General features: G+C 66.3%; 17 protein-coding genes. 8 read left to right on the top strand and 9 right to left on the bottom strand.

What is annotated here, in order from left to right; all coding sequences use genetic code 11:
• From I71_RS30075 to I71_RS30055, 6 genes are all read right to left on the bottom strand, one after another.
• The coding region (locus tag I71_RS30075; protein ID WP_042703031.1) for a homocysteine S-methyltransferase family protein at window positions 1–2491 on the bottom strand (2491 nt) is incomplete at its 3' end.
• Between the two features lie 3 nt (window positions 2492–2494).
• On the bottom strand, window positions 2495–3181 hold the full coding sequence (locus tag I71_RS37885) for a hypothetical protein (RefSeq protein ID WP_148294402.1): 687 nt from the start codon (window positions 3179–3181) through the stop codon (window positions 2495–2497).
• Entirely contained in the window at window positions 3178–3657 is a 480-nt protein-coding gene (locus I71_RS30070) for a DUF29 domain-containing protein (protein WP_042703030.1), read from the bottom strand. The genes I71_RS37885 and I71_RS30070 overlap by 4 nt, the downstream gene beginning before the upstream one ends.
• 4 nt (window positions 3658–3661) lie before the next feature.
• Window positions 3662–4135 (bottom strand): DUF29 domain-containing protein, encoded by a 474-nt coding sequence (locus I71_RS30065; protein WP_042703028.1) that lies wholly within the window; start codon window positions 4133–4135, stop codon window positions 3662–3664.
• 61 nt (window positions 4136–4196) lie between these two features.
• Window positions 4197–5102 carry a methylenetetrahydrofolate reductase [NAD(P)H] gene (metF, locus tag I71_RS30060; protein ID WP_042703025.1) on the bottom strand — a complete coding sequence of 302 codons (906 nt, stop codon included), beginning with the start codon at window positions 5100–5102 and terminating at the stop codon, window positions 4197–4199.
• Window positions 5099–6082, bottom strand: coding sequence for a metalloregulator ArsR/SmtB family transcription factor (locus I71_RS30055; RefSeq protein ID WP_042703024.1), 984 nt, complete (start codon window positions 6080–6082; stop codon window positions 5099–5101). Before I71_RS30055 ends, metF begins: the two co-directional genes overlap by 4 nt.
• Window positions 6083–6567: 485 nt before the next feature.
• Between I71_RS30055 and I71_RS30050 the strand changes: the two genes are divergently transcribed.
• On the top strand, window positions 6568–7389 hold the full coding sequence (locus I71_RS30050) for a VacJ family lipoprotein (protein WP_042703022.1): 822 nt from the start codon (window positions 6568–6570) through the stop codon (window positions 7387–7389).
• A 164-nt stretch (window positions 7390–7553) separates the two neighbouring features.
• Window positions 7554–8183, top strand: coding sequence for a phospholipid-binding protein MlaC (locus I71_RS30045; RefSeq protein ID WP_042703020.1), 630 nt, complete (start codon window positions 7554–7556; stop codon window positions 8181–8183).
• A gap of 72 nt (window positions 8184–8255) precedes the next feature.
• Here I71_RS30045 and I71_RS30040 read toward each other — a convergent pair whose 3' ends face one another.
• Window positions 8256–9554 (bottom strand): MFS transporter, encoded by a 1299-nt coding sequence (locus tag I71_RS30040; protein ID WP_042703018.1) that lies wholly within the window; start codon window positions 9552–9554, stop codon window positions 8256–8258.
• Between the two features lie 160 nt (window positions 9555–9714).
• On the opposite strand from I71_RS30040, the gene I71_RS30035 reads away from it, so the two are divergent.
• The 5 genes from I71_RS30035 to I71_RS30020 all read left to right on the top strand — a co-directional run bounded on the left by I71_RS30035 (window position 9715) and on the right by I71_RS30020 (window position 13814).
• Window positions 9715–11217: a pentapeptide repeat-containing protein gene (locus I71_RS30035; RefSeq protein WP_042703016.1), complete on the top strand. Its 1503-nt coding sequence runs from the start codon at window positions 9715–9717 to the stop codon at window positions 11215–11217.
• 160 nt (window positions 11218–11377) lie between these two features.
• Complete coding sequence (locus tag I71_RS38590) at window positions 11378–11518, top strand: hypothetical protein (protein ID WP_159107454.1); 141 nt, start codon at window positions 11378–11380, stop codon at window positions 11516–11518.
• Window positions 11519–11535: 17 nt separating this feature from the next.
• Window positions 11536–11994, top strand: coding sequence for a YsnF/AvaK domain-containing protein (locus I71_RS30030; protein WP_042703014.1), 459 nt, complete (start codon window positions 11536–11538; stop codon window positions 11992–11994).
• 5 nt (window positions 11995–11999) lie between these two features.
• Complete coding sequence (locus I71_RS30025) at window positions 12000–13139, top strand: YsnF/AvaK domain-containing protein (protein ID WP_049976405.1); 1140 nt, start codon at window positions 12000–12002, stop codon at window positions 13137–13139.
• Window positions 13140–13313: 174 nt separating this feature from the next.
• Window positions 13314–13814, top strand: coding sequence for a cupin domain-containing protein (locus I71_RS30020; protein ID WP_049976404.1), 501 nt, complete (start codon window positions 13314–13316; stop codon window positions 13812–13814).
• A gap of 90 nt (window positions 13815–13904) precedes the next feature.
• Here the strand turns inward: I71_RS30020 and ettA are convergent, their stop codons facing one another.
• Complete coding sequence (ettA, locus tag I71_RS30015; RefSeq protein WP_042703011.1) at window positions 13905–15581, bottom strand: energy-dependent translational throttle protein EttA; 1677 nt, start codon at window positions 15579–15581, stop codon at window positions 13905–13907.
• Window positions 15582–15725: 144 nt separating this feature from the next.
• Here ettA and I71_RS30010 point away from each other — a divergent pair, with 144 nt between their 5' ends.
• Entirely contained in the window at window positions 15726–16223 is a 498-nt protein-coding gene (locus I71_RS30010; protein ID WP_042703009.1) for a YaiI/YqxD family protein, read from the top strand.
• Window positions 16224–16248: 25 nt separating this feature from the next.
• Here the strand turns inward: I71_RS30010 and I71_RS30005 are convergent.
• A partial coding sequence (locus I71_RS30005; protein ID WP_280109930.1) for an FAD-linked oxidase C-terminal domain-containing protein occupies window positions 16249–16479 on the bottom strand: 231 nt, incomplete at its 5' end.

Genomic DNA, 16479 nt, shown 5'->3' with positions numbered 1-16479 from the left:
AGGCGACGCGCCCGGAGCCGTAAGAGGCCACGCAGTCGCCCTCGACATAGGCGCGGGTCAGCGCCGCACCGCCGAGCAGCACCGGGACCTCCAGCCCCTCGCGGGTCATCTCCTCCAGATTCTCGCGCATCACCACGGTGGATTTCACCAACAGGCCGGACATGCCGACGGCATCGGCCTTGTGTTCCTTGGCGGCCTGGATGATGGCGGTGACCGGCTGCTTGATGCCGAGATTGACCACCTTGTAGCCGTTGTTGGTCAGGATGATGTCGACAAGGTTCTTGCCGATGTCGTGGACGTCGCCCTTTACGGTGGCGAGGACCAGCGTGCCCTTCTGCTGGCCTTCGATCTTCTCCATGTGCGGCTCAAGCCACGCCACGGCGGCCTTCATCGTCTCCGCCGACTGCAGCACGAAGGGAAGCTGCATCTTGCCGGCGCCGAACAACTCGCCCACCACCTTCATGCCGTCGAGCAGGTAGGTGTTGATGATCTCCAGCGGCGGATGGCTCTTCATCGCTTCGGCAAGGTCGTCCTCAAGCCCGGTGCGGTCGCCATCGACGATGCGTTCCTTCAGCCGGTCCTCGACCGTCTCGGCGCGGGCCTTCTTCTTGGCGTCGGCCGCCTTGCGCCCCTCGAACAGGGCGATGAAGGCCTGGAGCGGGTCATACCCTTCGGCACGGCGGTCGAAGATCAGATCCTCGGCGGTCTTGACCTCCTTCTCGGGGATCTGGTGCAAGGGCAGGATCTTGGAGACATGGACGATGGCGCCCGTCATCCCCTTCTTCACCGCATGGTCGAGGAAGACCGAGTTCAGCACATGGCGTGCCGCGGCATTCAGGCCGAAGGAGACGTTGGACAGGCCCAGGATGATCTGGCAGCCGGGCATCTCGCGGGCGATCGCCTCGATGCCTTCCAGCGTCCAGATGGCGAGCTTGCGGTCGTCCTCGTTGCCGGTGGCGATGGTGAAGGTGAGCGGGTCGAACAGCAGGTCGGACGGGGCAAGGCCGTACTCGTTCACCGCCAGATCATAGAGCCGCTTGGCGATGGCCAGCTTGCGATCCGGCGTCTTCGCCATGCCCTCTTCATCGATGGTCAGGGCGATGACGGCGGCGCCGAACTTCTTGGCAAGCGCCAGACGCTGCCTTGCCGGTTCCTCGCCATCCTCGAAGTTGATCGAGTTGAGGATCGCCTTGCCGCCATAGAGCGCCAGCGCCTGCTCCAGCACCTTGTACTCGGTCGAATCGATCACCAGCGGGGCGGTGACGGAGCCGGAGAAGCGGGAGATCACCGCATTCATCTCCGCCACCTCGTCACGGCCGACGAAGGCGGTGCAGACGTCCAGCGAGTGGCTGCCTTCCTTGACCTGCTCGCGCGCCATCTCGACGCAGCCGTCCCAGTCGTTCCGCTCCTGCAGCTCGCGCCACTTCTTGGAACCGTTGGCGTTGCAGCGCTCGCCGATGGCGAAGAAGGCGTTCTCCTGGCGCAGCGTGACCTGGGAGTAGAGCGAGGCCACCGCCGGCACCCAATGGACGGTGCGGCCCTTCGGCGCCGGGCGGTGCGAGCCGGCCGGAGCCAGCTTGCGCAGCATCTGGTTCGCCGCCGCGATGTGCGGGACGTTGGTGCCGCAGCAGCCGCCGACCAGATTGACGCCGTCCTCGCTGGCGAAGCGTTCCAGCCAATGGGCGAAGTCGTCGGCGCGCAACGGGTAGTGCGTCTTGCCGTCCACCAGTTCGGGCAGGCCGGCATTGGGCTGGACCGAGATCAGGCCCGGCCAGTTCTGCGAGAGCCAGCGCACATGCTCGCTCATCTCCAGCGGGCCGGTGGCGCAGTTGAGGCCCATCAGCGGCACGTCGAGCGCCTGGATGACGGTGGCGGCGGCGGCGATGTCGGTGCCGACCAGCAGCGTGCCGGTGGTCTCGACCGTCACCTGGACGAAGACGGGGGTGTCGGACTTCGCCTCAGCCCGCGCGCGCTTGATGCCGTTGACGGCGGCCTTGATCTGCAGGGGATCCTGGCAGGTCTCGACCAGGATCGCGTCGGCCCCGCCGGCGATCAGGCCGGCGGCCTGGACGTAGAAGCTGTCCTCCGCCGGTTGATAGGCGATGTGTCCCAGGCTGGGCAGCTTGGTGCCCGGCCCGATGGAGCCGATGACGAAGCGCGGCTGGCCGTCCTTGAAGCTTTCCGCCGCTTCGCGCGCCAGCTCGACCGCGCGCTGGTTGATCTCGAAGGCCTTCTCGGAAATGCCGAACTCGCCCAACGTCACCGGCGAGGCGCCGAAGGTGTCGGTCTCCACCATGTCGGCGCCGGCCTCGAAATAGCCGCGATGGATGTCGCGGACGATGTCCGGGCGCGACAGCGGCAGGATGTCGGTGCAGTTCTCGTGCCCCCAGTAATCCTTCTCGACGTCGAGGTCGAGCGCCTGGATGCGGCTGCCGAACCCGCCGTCGCAAAGCAGAACACGGTCACGCAGGGTGTCGAGGATGTGGGGCATTGCCTAGAGTTCCGTTTCTTTCTTTGCCGCTTCGCGGCTAAGAGCTGATTCGATAGATGCGTATTTACTGAGCCTATCGAGGATAGGTGTCGTGATGTAGAATGAACCACCAAATCCATTAACTAATTCAAGAAACCCAGTCCTCAGAATAGATCCACAATATGCGTAAAATTCCTCAACTGTTCCGATATACGCCGGAACGATCTCGCCGATAACTTCCTTCTGAATCTCAAACCCTTCTTCTCGCCTATTGGCTGGATCCTGCAACTTGAAAACATGACGTTGGAACACACCAAGAATGATGGCTTCTTCCCTGCGGAGAGAAGAAAGCGTATCGGAGAAATACATAAATTCGTCTGATATAAGCCTAGAACGTGAGTACATACCGTTGATGGTCAGCGCCAAAAGACGGAGATTAAGACGCGCCGCTCCCTCTTGCGCCGCTCGGCCATATCTCAGCATACAAGCTATAACGTCTTCAATTTGCGCTGCATCATTTAGATCTTTGTTGCCGATTTTGACATCTTCAATAAGAATATCCCGAGCTTCTTCAAGACGCTTCCTACGAAGCGCCTGAATAGCTCCCGAAAAGCTGGCACCAAACACGCTAGCCAAAGCTAAATTTTCTTTTGCTGCTGCGTCGGACACCAAAGCTCCGACAAGAGATGCAAACATATCTCCCGCCATCATACGGCCCTTTTCCCGAAAACATTCGTAGGCCACCAATCTACCGCCAGAATTTGCTTGAGACTGTAGGGGCAGTCTGCCGGCACGCTTCCCTGAAGAATTGCTTCATCTAGAAAATCAGTGATAGCTACCAAACGTGCTCTGCCGTAAAGATCCGAGAGATCGATGCAACTGTGAAGGCTTGGGCTATCCTCAAGCAATGTCTTGATGTCAAAGCGGGTGCGCATGATCGCCAAACGCAGCTCGACCTCTGACGTGGCATTTTGAGTAAATTGGAAGCGCAGCAGTCCGATCATGACCTGCCGAATACCGTCTTGCAGGTCTCGGCGCTCGCGCCGCCCAATGCTCTCAATCTCCTCGGCTACATTTTCCCAGTCAACGGGAGTAGAAGTGGGCTGCTTTGACGCCTCGCGCAGCAGCCGTCCCTGCTCCAAAGCCCAAGCATAGAAGTCCGTGTCGTATCCGATCCGGCTGTCCATGGCGTCAGTCCTCCAGCCCGTGGCGGTTCACCGGCCACCAGTCGGGATCGCGCAGATCCTCCAGGGCATAGGGGCAAACCTTCGGCAGGGCGTCGATGGCGATGCTGTCGTCCTGGCAGGCGTCGTCGCGACCGTCCAGCCACGCCTTTCCCAGGATCTCGGCAGGCCAGCGCTGCAGGCTCGGATGCTCCTCCAGCTTGTCCTGAAGATGACGGCGGGCCTTGGTCACGGAGATCCGCCATTTCCGGCGCGGGTAGGGATCGGGCGAGTGTTCGAGTTTCAGAAGATGCTCGATCACCGTGGCCAGATGGCTGCGGATCGCGTCCTTGACCTGCCCGCCCATGATGTCGAGTTCCTCGGCGATGTGCTCCCAATCGATGGGCGAGTTGGAGCGTTCGGTCGCCGCTTCGCGCAGCAGCCGCGCCTGTTCCTGGGTCCAGGCGTAGAAGTCCGTGTCGTATCCGATCCGGCTGTCCATGTCATCGCCCTCCCGCGACAATTCGCCGTCCCAGCATAGCACAGGGCGGCGTCCGCCACCCCTACCCCGCCACCGCCGCGGCGGCCGGCGCGGCCTTCGCCTTCACGCCCAGCATGCGGCAGATGGCGATGGTCAGGTCCGACCGGTTCAGCGTGTAGAAGTGGAAGTCGTTCACGCCCTGTGCCTGCAGGGCCTGGCACTGCTCGGCCGCCACCGTCGCGGCGACGAGCTGGCGGGTTTCCGGGTCGTCGTCCAGCCCCTCGAAGGTCTCGGCCAGCTTCGCCGGCATCGAGGCGCCGCACCGGCCGGCGAACTCCACCGCGCGGGCGAAGTTGGTGATCGGCAGGATGCCGGGAACGATCGGCACATGGATGCCGGCGGCGGCACAGCGGTCGAGGAAGCGGTAATAGGCGTCGTTGTCGAAGAAGAACTGGGTGATCGCGCGGGTGGCGCCGGCATCGACCTTGCGCTTCAGGTTGTCGAGGTCGAACTGGGCGCTCGGCGCCTCCGGATGGGCCTCCGGATAGGCCGCCACCGAGATCTCGAAATCGGCGATGCGCTTCATCCCGGCCACCAGATCGGCGGCATAGGCGTAGCCGCCGGGGAACGGCTCATACTTGCCGCCGACCCCGCCCGCCGTCTCGGGCGGGTCGCCGCGCAGCGCCACCAGATGGCGGATGCCGGCGTCCCAATAGGTGCGGGCGATGGCGTCGATCTCGTCGCGGGTGGCGCCGACGCAGGTGAAATGGGCGGCGGCCGGAATGCCGGTCTCCGCCTGGATGCGGCAGACGGTGGCGTGGGTGCGCTCACGGGTCGAGCCGCCCGCCCCATAGGTCACCGACACGAAGCTGGGCGACAGCGGAGCCAGCCGCCGGATCGACTGCCACAGGCTCTGCTCCATCTTCTCCGACTTGGGCGGGAAGAACTCGAAGCTGATGGCGGGCAGCGCAGAGGTGGGCGCGGTCATGACGGGACTCCGCTGAGCGAGTGGGCTGGCTTTTGGGATTGGGCGTGGAGACCGGCCGGACGGGTGGCCGGCCAGATCGAAACGGTGAGCGGGTCGCCCGGCAGATGCACCACCGGGCCGCAGTCCAGGCCCGACTGGCGGCACCAGCCGGCGACCTCGGCATCCGAGAAGCCCAGGCGGCGGTGCGCATGCTCCTCGCGCAGGGCTTCGAGATGGTGGGGGGCGAAATCGACGACCAGCAGCAGCCCGCCGGGGCGCAGGACCCGCGCCGCCTCGGCCAGGACACCGGAGGGAGACTCGGTGTAGTGCAGGACCTGATGGATCACCGCAGCGTCAAAGGAGCCTGATGGGAACGGCAACTGGTACATGTCGGCCTGACGGACATGGCAGTGGCGCAAGCCCGCCTCCTCCAGCCGGTTGCGGGCGACGGCCAGCATCTCGCGCGACTGGTCTACCCCGATCGCGCGGTGGACGCGCCCGGCCAGCACCTCCAGCATCCGTCCGGTGCCGGTGCCGATATCCAGCAGCTCCTCCACCTCCCCTTTCGGGAACAGGCGCAGCAGAGCGGCCTCGACCTCGCCTTCCGCAACGTGAAGGGAGCGGATTTCGTGCCAGCGCGCGGCATTCTCGCGGAAATAGGCGGCGGCGGTTTCGGACCGGGAGCGCTTGATGGCGTCCAGCCGCTCCAGATCGAGGATGAGGGTGGCGTCATCCGCGGGGATGGCGTCGACCAGGACGCGCGCCAGCTCGGCCGACTGCCCCTTTTCGGCAAGGCGGTAGAAGGCGAAGGTACCCTCGCGGAAGCGGTCGAGCAGGCCGGCGTCACACAGAAGCTTCAGGTGGCGCGAGACGCGCGGCTGGCTCTGCCCCAGGATCTGGGTCAGCTCCGTCACCGTCAGCTCGCCGTGCGCGCACAGCGCGAGCAGCCTGAGCCGCGTCGTTTCGGCCGCCGCCTTCAACGTCGCAAGCAGATCGTCCATCGCCTCACGTCCGATTCGGGCCAGGGAAGGAGCCTGGAAAGGAGATGCCCGGCCGCAGCACCATGCCCGGCCGCAGCACCATGCCCGGCCGATCCGGATACAGATATAAAGATATCTTTATGCATCGTAAACCGCTTTTCACGAGCCGAGCGGTCGATGCCGCCCGACGCAGCGCGCCAGCGCGGTCCGATGGCTCCGGTCCGCGGCGGAAAGCGGCCGCGCACAAACGTTCCGGCCGCATTGCGGCAAAGTCATCACAATCGCCGGAGCCTCGCCGACGCCATGCAGGCGCATGCTGGTCAAAAGGCCAAGCCTGTGTTAGGTCAGGAAACGGTGGAAATTCTGCGATATCTCGCCCAATCTTCCTCCCGACCGCGTAGCCACCTTGCCAAGGTTGAGGACTTCGATCACCGGAGTCTTCGGTTGTGGACAGGACATGCGGCGACCCTCACCGAGTCGAGCCCACAGATAAAGAGCCGTCGCACATGAAGCTGGCCCGCCTTTCCCGCTCCCTCCTCCGTTCGGCCACCGTGGTGGCCCTCGCCCTGACGGCCACGGCCTGCGCGACCAATCCGGGCGACTCGGGCGCGAAGGATGCAGCCTATCAGGTCAACGACCCCCTCGAAGGCGCCAACCGCGTCGTGTTCGCGGTGAACGACGCCGTCGACACGGTGGCGCTGCGTCCGGCGGCGGAAGTGTATGTCGCCGTGTTGCCCGATCCGGTGCGCGACGTCATCCACAACTTCATCGACAACCTGATGGCGCCGCTCTACATCGCCAACAACCTGCTCCAGGGCAATGTCGATGGGGCGACCAACGCCACCGGCCGGTTCCTGACCAACACCATCCTCGGCGCCGGCGGCATCGCCGATGTCGCCTCGCAGGCCGGCATCCCGAATGCGCAGGAGGATTTCGGCCAGACGCTGGCGGTTTGGGGCGTGGGCGAAGGCCCGTACCTGGTCCTGCCGCTGCTGGGTCCGTCGAACCTGCGCGACGCCGCCGGTTACGGCGTCGACACCGTCGGCGATCCGGTCCGCATCTGGGCCTATGCCCACAACGGCCAGGGCCTGATGTACACCCGCGCCGGGGTCAGCGCCGTCGACCGGCGCTCCGAGGTGCTGAAGTCGGTGGACGACCTGCGCCGCAACTCCCTGGACTTCTACGCCACCGTGCGCAGCCTGTACCATCAGCAGCGCGAGGCGGCGATCGCCAACAACCAGGGTGCGCAGCCGGAATTCCCGGACTTCACCAACAATTCCGCTGGCAACTCCGCTGGCGCGCCGCCGGCGAGCACGCCGAAGCCCTGATCGGCATCGGTCTTCCGCGTGGCGCGCTTTCGACGGCGCGGCGCGCGGAATGACGGAGGAAGGCCCAAACCTCGTCACCGGCCCACCGGCAACCGAGGCGGCCTTCCACCAACAGCGAGATCACCGTTGACAAAGCCGCAGCAACATCCACCTTTCGGCACACCATGCTGACACGCCGCCATTTCGTCGCGTCCGTTGCCCTGCTCGCGGTGAGCGGTTGGGCCGGGCACACCTTCATCTCTCCCGCCGCCGCGCAGAGCGCGGACCAGGGGGCAAGCGCGTTCATCCAGAAGCTGGGGAACGACGCCATCGCAACCTTCTCGGACAAGAGCCTGTCGCGCGATCAGGCGATCCAGCGCTTCCGCACCCTTCTGTATGCCGGCTTCGACGTGCCGTATATCGGGCGCTGGGTGCTGGGCCGCTACTGGAACAGCGCCAACGAGGCACAGCGGGCCGAATACCAGAAGCTGTTCGAGCAGCTGATCGTCAACACCTATGCCGAGCGTTTCGTCGAGTATTCGGGCGAAACCTTCAAGATCACCGGCGTGACCCCGGCCGGTGAAGCGGACAGCATGGTGACGACCCAGATCGTCCGTCCCAACGGCCCGCCGGTGAATGTCAGCTGGCGTGTCCGCAAGGGTGCCGCCGACTACAAGATCATCGACGTGGTGGTGGAGAATGTCAGCATGGGCGTGACCCAGCGGCAGGAATTCGCCTCCGTCATCGAACAGAACAACGGTCGGGTCGACGGCCTGATCCAGGCGCTGCGCCAGAAGGTCGGCCGCACCGGCTGACCCCGTTCCCGCTTTCTCCAGCAAAAAGCCCGGCCCCTCCTGGAGCCGGGCTTTTTGCTGTCCGCGCTGCGGTCACTCGGCGTTACCGACCGCCGGCACCACCCCTGTCCCGGCCTTGTCCGATGCCATGCCCGGAGCCCTGTCCGATGTCGTTGCCGACCGGGTTTCCGGCAGCAGCAGCGCGGCCAGCAGCAGGGCTACACCGGCGGCAGCGGCCAGCGTCAGGAAGGCGGCGTCATAGCCGGCATGGACGACCACCTGCCCTGCCACACCCGTGCTGAGTGCGGCGCCGATGCCCTGAAGCGTGGCGATGGCACCCTGGCTGACATTGAACCGGCCGGTCCCTTCGGTCAGGTCGGCGACCACCAGTGGGAACAGCGCGCCGAACAGTCCGGCCCCAACCCCGTCGAGCAGCTGGACCGCCACCAGCCAGACCGACGAATCGGACAGGGTATAGAGGACGCCGCGTACGGGCAGCACCAGGAAGGCGGCGAGCAGCAACGGTTTGCGCCCCCAGCGGTCCGCCCTGGCCCCCACCAGCATCGCCATCGGCACCATGACCAGCTGGGCGGCGACAATGCAGAAGGACATCAGGCTGGTGCCGAGCGCCGGGTCACGCATCGCCATCACCTGCCCGACCAGCGGCAGCATGGCGGCGTTGGCGAAATGGAACAGGGCGGCACAGCCGCCGAAGATCAGCAGCGGACGGCACCGGAGAATCGTATGGAAGCCCGACGGCCTGCCCCCCGACGGCCTGCCCCCGTGACTGTCGGAGGCGGTTCCGTGCAGCCCGCGGGCGACGGCGTGGTCGATGGCATCGGGCCGAATCGTAGCCGTCGCCGCGATGCTGCACAGCGCCATCGCCGTCATCAGCCAGAAGACCGCGACGGGTCCGAAGGCATAGGCCGCGATCCCGGCCAGAGTGGCCGCCACCGCGTTGCCGGCATGGTTGAAGGACTCGTTGCGCCCGACCCGGCGGACGAAGGCCCGTGGCCCCAGAAGCCCCAGCGTGACCGCCGCGATGGCCGGAGGGAAGACCGCTCCAGCGGCACCGACGACCGATTGCAGGACGGCGACGATGGCGAAGCTATGCAGCCAGGGCAAGGTCAGCGATCCCACCGTCACCAGCAGCGCCGCGACGATGATGACCGCGCGCTTGTACCGGGTGCCGTCGACCAGCGCGCCGGCCGGCACCTGTGCGGCGATCCCCGCCAGCCCGGCCAGCGTCATCACCAGCCCGATGTCGGCCTCGTTCCAGTGTTGGACGGTCAGCAGATAGATCGCCAGATAGGGGCCGAGCCCATCTCGCACATCGGCCAGGAAGAAGTTAAGCGTATCCAGCGAACGGTGGGTTGCGGCAGTGTCGGTCATTCGTCACCCGATCCGGTGCAGAGGATTCTGGCAGCAGAACGGCGCCGGCATGCTTTGGGTCCGAACCATTCAGAACCCGTGACGCGCCTGCGCGAACGGGCTATCGTTGCGGCAACGCTGCTGTCTTTCGTCATACGGTTGGATCCGGGAACCCGACGCCATGGCCGAACGCGATCCGAAAGAGATCGACGAACTCCGGACGATCATCCAGGCGCATCAGGCGTGGCTGAAGCGGCCGTCCAGCGGCCGGCGGGCCGACCTGAGCTTCCGCGATCTGTCGCGGCTGAATCTGGAGCGCGTGTCCCTGGCCGGGGCCAAGCTGGCCGGCGCCAATCTCAGCAACACCCGCATGGTGAAGGCCGACCTGTCGCAGGCCGACCTGTTCGGCGCCGACATGGAAGCGGTGAACCTGTCCGGCGCCATCCTGACCGGTGCCGACCTGCGCGGCGCCAACCTGCACCGGGCGCTGCTGACCGATGCCAACCTGCGCGGCGCCGATTTCCGCGCGGGCGAACTGGTCGACAGCAGCGGCGGCCAGGATGGCGGCCAGAAGGCGACGCGCGGCACAGGGGTCACCCGGCTGACCGAAGCGAAGATGGAGCGGTCGATCCTGGCCGGCGCCAATTTCGCCGGCTGCGACCTGACCGGCGCCGACCTGAACGATGCCGACCTGTCGGGGGCGGAGCTGACCTCGGCGGTGCTGATGGGCACCGATTTCTGCGGCGCCAACCTGGACGGCGCGGTGTTCGGCAACACGGTGATGGACCACGCCACCCTGACGCGGACCTTCATCCCCTTCGCCCTCCCCCCCGATGCCATCGTCCGGCCCGCCTATACGGCGATGCCGGTCGCCGAGTTCATGGAGCTGGTGGATCGGCACGAGCGCTGGGTCGACAGCGGCGGCGCGGAGGGGGCGCGGCTCGACCTCGACCTTGTATCGGTGGCGGGGGCCGACCTGCATGGCCGGACGCTGGCGGCAGCCCGGCTGCGGCGCTGCCGCCTGCCCGGCGCCCGGCTGACCAAGGCCAGCCTGGAGATGGCGGAGCTGTCCTACATCGACCTGGATGAGGCCGACCTGCGCGACGCCGTGCTGCGCGGAGCCACCCTGCGCCGCGCCTATCTGGCGCACACGCTGATGAACGGGGTCGATGCCCGCCCGGTGCCGCTGGCCGGCGGCCGCGACTGGCCTGCCAATTTCGAGGGTGCCGACTTCTCCGACGCCGACCTGCGCGACTCCACCATGGGACCGGCGGTGGTGCGCGGGGCGGTGTTCACGCAGGCGCTGACCGACGGGTCCGGCATCGACATCCCCAGCGCCTCCAGCCCCTTCCCGCCCCCGCCGCCGGAAGAGCGGCGGCGGCAGAAGCGTTTCGTCCGCCCCGGCATGGTCGTCCACACCGACCATGGCAGCTTCCCCGCCCGCAACTGGTCGGTCGGCGGCCTGTGCCTGCTGGCGGTCAACCAGCCCTATCAGCGCGGCCAGACCTTCCAGGCCCGCGTCGTTCTGGCCGACCGGCAAGAGGTGGCCGCCGTCGCCAATTTCGTCGTCCTGCACCGCGACGACGAGCGCGGCCAGCTGTCCGTGCGCTTCCACCAGTATGGCGACGACCTGAAGGCACTGCTGAAGACCGCCTTCCTGGAACACCAGAAAATGGCGGGCTGACGCCGGGAGGCCAGTCCTTCTCCGCCTGGGACCGTTCGAGTCCATGGGATCGTTGATTCTCCGAAACGACTGACCGGAACGATCCGGGTCATCCTCTGTTTGAGAGATGCATACCGGATGGGAGCACAACCCGCCGGTCAACTCCCGAATGGAGGCTCCCATGGCAGACGAGCAGAAGCCCAGGAAGGTTGGAGTGTATGACGGCTCCGAGGGCGGGGCCGGCAGTTCCGGCATGAACAGGATGTGGATCATCCTCGGCCTGATCGTGGTCGCGATCGTCCTCTATCTCCTGTTCCGCTGACCGCGGCGCCCGCCGCCATGACGGCCGACACCGAACCGCCGCCCACCCAGGACACCGGCCGGGGCGATGCGGTCATTCCCCTGCACGACGAGTCGCTGACCGTCGGCAGGCAGCGGGTGGAACGAAGCCGCGTCCGCGTCACCACCCGCGTGTCAGAACGCGAGGAGATGGTCCGCCAGGCGCTGGAACATGAAGAGGTGACCGTCACCCGCGTCCCCATCGACCGCGAGATCGACGTCCATCCCGGCATCCGCCAGGAGGGAGACGTCACGGTTATCCCGCTGGTGGAGGAGATGCTGGTGGTGGAGCGCCGCCTGGTGCTCCGCGAAGAACTGCACATCCGCAAGAGCCGGCGGACCGTCGAAGTCGAACAGCCCGTGACCCTGCGGTCCGAACAGGCGGTGGTGGAGCGTGTGACGGCACCGCCCTCCCCCGCAGCCATGCAATCCCCCCTTCAAAATCCGTCCGAGGAGTAAAGCCGATGACCAAGACCATCGTGGCTCTCTACGATCACCGGTCCGACGCCGAAACCGCCTCCCGCGAGTTGCAGGCCGTCGGCTTCGACTCCAGCGCCATCGAGATCCTGTCGCACAGCGACCTGTCCGGCAGCGGTTGGACCGGCGGTGCGACCACCTTGGGCACCACAACCGGCGACGCCTCGCTGGGGGTGGCGAGCGGCATGGCCCGTACCGACCTGACCACCGGCTCTGTCGACTCGCCGAACCTGGTGACGGGAAGCGAGGCGGGGCTGGGCACCGGGCTAGGCGGCACAACGACCGGCACCGGCTCCGGCGGCATGCTGACCCGGCTGGCGGGCTGGGGTATCCCGAACCAGGATGCGCAGGTCTATGCCGAAGGCGTGCGGCGCGGCGGCTCGCTGTTGAAGGTTCTGCTGGACGAGGAGGATGTCGACCGCGCCATGGACGTGCTGGAGCGCGGCAATGTGGTGGATGTCGAGGAACGCGGCAGCGCCTATCGCGAAGCCGGCTGGGCCGGCTATGACGAGACCGCCGACTATTACGACGATCGGTCGGCGGAGGAGGAGGAGCGTGTGCGCTACTCGCCGGGCCGCCCCCCCATCGACACCACGTCCAGCACGACGGCGGGCACGGGCGCCGGAGCAGGCCTGACCGGTGCCGCCGCCGCCATGCGCGACGTCAACGCCGACAGCACCCGCACCGGCTCTGCCGAACGGGAAGAGCAGATCCCGCTCGTCGAGGAACAGGTCACCGTCGGCAAGCGCAGCGTCGAGCGCGGCGGTGTCCGCGTCCGCAGCTATGTCGTCGAGACGCCGGTCGAGGAACAGGTTCGCCTGCGCGACGAGACGGTCACCGTCGAGCGCCTCCCTGGCGGTCTGGCCTCAGGCGGTCCGGGGGGCAGCACCGATGTTCCGGCCGACGCCTTCCGCGAGCGCACCATCGAGGTGACGGAGACCGACGAGGAAGCTGTGGTCAGCAAGACCGCCCATGTCCGCGAGACGGTCGTGGTCCGCAAGGATGTCGAGGAACGCGCCCAGAGCGTCCGCGACACCGTCCGCCGCACCGAGGTCGAGATCGAGGACACGCGGGACGAAGCCCTGCGCGACCGCCGCACCGGCCGGCCGGACGACGTCACCCGCTGATCCGTCCAAGTCCGGCGATGGAGGGGGGTGAGAAGGCGTATTGGTTGTTTTTTTCTTGTCAAGATGCGACCAAATGCGCAGTTCATGGCGTTCGGCACATCTCTATCGTGTATTGCAAACGGGTTGCCGTCATCCGGCGCACCCCAGTTTCCCGTACCGGAGAGCTTTGCCAGCATGTCACGGTCCCTCGCTCACCCCCACCGCCGTCCCGCAGCCATTCTGCACGCCGGTCTTCTGGCCGGCCTCCTGACCGGCTCGTGCCTGCTGTCTTCCGCACTGCCCTTGCCGGCACTGGCGCAGACCGCTTCGCCCCAGCCTGCCGCCGCGTCGGCTCCACGCTCCATCCCGCTGTTGCAGACGGAGACGAACTCCAACGGCACGCCGGTCGTCTATCCGAAGGGAGCGCCGCAGATCACCGCGCGCATCACCGAAATCCCGCCGGGCGTGCGGACCGGCGTCCACACCCACCAGATTCCGCTGTTCGTCTATATCCTGGCCGGTAAGCTGACGATCCGTGGCGAGAACGGCGAGAGCACCGTCTACAAGGAAGGCGACGCTTATATGGAGCGCACCGACTGGCATGAGGGGATCAATGAGGGCAGCGAGCCGGTCCGGCTGCTGGCCGTCTATCCCGGAGAGGTCGGAACGCCGCTGTCGGTCAAGCGGGCCAACTGAGTCCGGTCCGAGCGAACTCGATACAGAAAAGGGCCGCCGGTCGGACTGACCGGCGGCCCTTCTGCAATCGGGAGGCAAAACCTCCGGCCGTCAGCTGCGCACCAGCGGCTTGTACTTGATGCGGTGCGGCTGGTCGGCGTCGGCGCCCAGGCGGCGCTTCTTGTCGGCCTCGTAATCCTGGAAGTTGCCTTCGAACCATTCGACGTGGCTGTCGCCCTCGAAGGCCAGGATGTGGGTGGCGATGCGGTCGAGGAACCAGCGGTCGTGGCTGATGACCACGGCGCAGCCGGCGAAGCTCTGCAGCGCGTCTTCCAGCGCCCGCAGCGTATCGACGTCCAGGTCGTTGGTCGGTTCGTCGAGCAGCAGGACGTTGGCGCCGGACTTCAGCATCTTGGCAAGATGGACGCGGTTGCGCTCACCGCCCGACAGCTGGCCGACCTTCTTCTGCTGGTCGGGGCCGCGGAAGTTGAAGCTGGAGACATAGGCGCGGCTGGGCATGGTCTTCTTGCCCAGCTCCACCAGATCCAGCCCGTCGGAGATCTCCTCCCACACCGTCTTCTTGGCGTCGAGGCTGTCGCGGCTCTGGTCGACATAGCCGAGCTTCACCGTGTCGCCGACGCGGAAGGTGCCGGCGTCCGGCCCATCCTGCCCGGTGATCATGCGGAACAGCGTGGTCTTGCCGGCGCCGTTCGGGCCGATGACGCCGACGATGCCGCCCGGCGGCAGGCGGAAGGACAGCCCATCGATCAGCAGCCGGTCGCCGAAGCCCTTGGCGATGTTCTCCGCCTCGATGACGACGTTGCCGAGACGCGGCGGCACCGGAATGACGATCCGGGTCTCGCCGGACTGTTCCTTGCCGCTTTCGGCCAGCAAGGTCTCGTAGGCGGTGATGCGCGCCTTGCTCTTGGCCTGACGGGCGCGCGGGCTCTGCCGAATCCACTCCAGTTCGGTGGCCAGCTGCTTCTGGCGCGACTCTTCCTGGCGGCCTTCCTGCTCCAGGCGCTTCTGCTTCTGCTCCAGCCAGGAGGAGTAGTTGCCCTCCCACGGAATGCCGGCGCCGCGGTCGAGTTCGAGGATCCAGCCGGTGACGCTGTCGAGGAAGTAACGGTCGTGGGTGACCAGCACGACGGTGCCCTTGTAGTCCTCCAGATGCTTCTGGAGCCAGGCGACCGATTCGGCGTCGAGATGGTTGGTCGGCTCGTCGAGCAGCAGCAGGTCGGGCTTTTCCAGCAGCAGCTTGCACAGCGCGATGCGGCGCTTCTCACCGCCCGACAGCTTGCTCACATCGGAGTCGCCCGGCGGGCAGCGCAGGGCGTCCATGGCGATCTCGACCGTGCGGTCGATGTCCCAGGCGTCGGCGGCGTCGATCTTCTCCTGCAGCTCGCCCTGTTCGGCCAGCAGCGCGTCGAAATCGGCATCCGGGTCGGCCATCAGGTTCGACACTTCGTTGAAGCGGTCGAGCAGCGCCTTCGTCTCCTTCAGCGCCTCCATGACGTTTTCCTGGACATTCTTGGTCGGGTCCAGCTGCGGCTCCTGCGGCAGGTAGCCGACCTTGGCGCCCTCGGCCGCCCAGGCCTCGCCCGAATAGTCCTTGTCCAGACCGGCCATGATCTTCATCAGGGTCGACTTACCGGCGCCGTTGACGCCGAGCACGCCGATCTTCACACCCGGCAGGAACGAGAGCCAGACGTTGTCGAGAACCTTCTTGCCGCCAGGATAGACCTTGGTCAGGCCCTTCATGACATAGACATACTGGTAGGACGCCATGCGCCGCTCCGACCTTCCGAAAAAATGTGAGAATTGGCGCCGCCCCATCCCTGCGGTTCTACGGCACCCTGTCGCTAGGGACTGGTTTTAGCGCATAAGGGGCTTTCATGAAACCTTGTTGAGCCGCCCGGCCGGGATCGGGCGATGTCGGGAGGAAAAGGATTGGTCAGCCCCAAGGTCGAAATCTACGTCGATGCCGACGCCTGTCCGGTCAAGGCCGAGATCTACAAGGTCGCCGGCCGCACCGGCTGCAAGGTCTGGCTGGTCGCCAACGCGCCCTTGCGCCTGCCGACCGAGTGCATGGCGGAGCTGGTGGTGGTCAGCGACGGTTTCGATGCCGCCGACAACTGGATCGCCGAACACGCCGGTCCGACCGACGTTGTGGTGACGGCAGACATCCCGCTGGCCGACCGCTGCGTCAAGCGGAACGCGGTGGTGATCGGCCCGACCGGACGCCCCTTCACCCCGGACAGCGTCGGCTCGGCGCTGGCGACCCGCGCATTGATGCAGGATTTGCGCGACATGGGCGTGGTCAGCGGCGGCAACGCCCCGATGAGCCAGCGCGACAAGTCGCAATTCCTCCAGACGCTGGACCAGGCGGTGCAGGCGCTGAAGGCGGGACGGCGGCCGAAGTTCCGGTGAAGGGAAGGAGGGGGCCAAAGCCCCCTTACACCCGCACGACCTTGCCCGGATTCAGCAGATTGTCCGGATCGAAGGCCCGCTTCAGGTCGCCCATGACGGTGAACGCCTCGCCGGCTTCCTGCTCCAAGAACGCCATCTTGCCATAGCCGATGCCGTGTTCGCCGGTGCAGGTGCCGCCCATCGCCAGCGCACGGCCCACCATCTTGTCGACGAAGCGCTGGGCCTCGGCCAACTCCGCCGGTTCTCCGGGTCGAGC

This window comes from Azospirillum sp. B506, from assembly GCF_000333595.1.
GTDB lineage: Bacteria > Pseudomonadota > Alphaproteobacteria > Azospirillales > Azospirillaceae > Azospirillum.
The sequence above is the reverse complement of the archived record's forward strand: the minus strand, read 5'-3'. Positions and strand labels throughout refer to the sequence as shown.

Bases quoted from the DNA above. Each gene is read 5' to 3' on its own strand.
- I71_RS30070 (WP_042703030.1), bottom strand. From the start codon at position 3,657: ATGGACAGCCGGATCGGATACGACACGGACTTCTATGCTTGGGCTTTG.
- I71_RS38590 (WP_159107454.1), top strand. From the start codon at position 11,378: ATGGCAGACGAGCAGAAGCCCAGGAAGGTTGGAGTGTATGACGGCTCC.
- I71_RS30020 (WP_049976404.1), top strand. From the start codon at position 13,314: ATGTCACGGTCCCTCGCTCACCCCCACCGCCGTCCCGCAGCCATTCTG.
- I71_RS30050 (WP_042703022.1), top strand. From the start codon at position 6,568: ATGAAGCTGGCCCGCCTTTCCCGCTCCCTCCTCCGTTCGGCCACCGTG.
- I71_RS30065 (WP_042703028.1), bottom strand. From the start codon at position 4,135: ATGGACAGCCGGATCGGATACGACACGGACTTCTACGCCTGGACCCAG.
- metF (WP_042703025.1), bottom strand. From the start codon at position 5,102: ATGACCGCGCCCACCTCTGCGCTGCCCGCCATCAGCTTCGAGTTCTTC.
- I71_RS30055 (WP_042703024.1), bottom strand. From the start codon at position 6,082: ATGGACGATCTGCTTGCGACGTTGAAGGCGGCGGCCGAAACGACGCGG.
- I71_RS30040 (WP_042703018.1), bottom strand. From the start codon at position 9,554: ATGACCGACACTGCCGCAACCCACCGTTCGCTGGATACGCTTAACTTC.
- I71_RS37885 (WP_148294402.1), bottom strand. From the start codon at position 3,181: ATGATGGCGGGAGATATGTTTGCATCTCTTGTCGGAGCTTTGGTGTCC.
- ettA (WP_042703011.1), bottom strand. From the start codon at position 15,581: ATGGCGTCCTACCAGTATGTCTATGTCATGAAGGGCCTGACCAAGGTC.
- I71_RS30045 (WP_042703020.1), top strand. From the start codon at position 7,554: ATGCTGACACGCCGCCATTTCGTCGCGTCCGTTGCCCTGCTCGCGGTG.
- I71_RS30030 (WP_042703014.1), top strand. From the start codon at position 11,536: ATGACGGCCGACACCGAACCGCCGCCCACCCAGGACACCGGCCGGGGC.
- I71_RS30010 (WP_042703009.1), top strand. From the start codon at position 15,726: ATGTCGGGAGGAAAAGGATTGGTCAGCCCCAAGGTCGAAATCTACGTC.
- I71_RS30025 (WP_049976405.1), top strand. From the start codon at position 12,000: ATGACCAAGACCATCGTGGCTCTCTACGATCACCGGTCCGACGCCGAA.
- I71_RS30035 (WP_042703016.1), top strand. From the start codon at position 9,715: ATGGCCGAACGCGATCCGAAAGAGATCGACGAACTCCGGACGATCATC.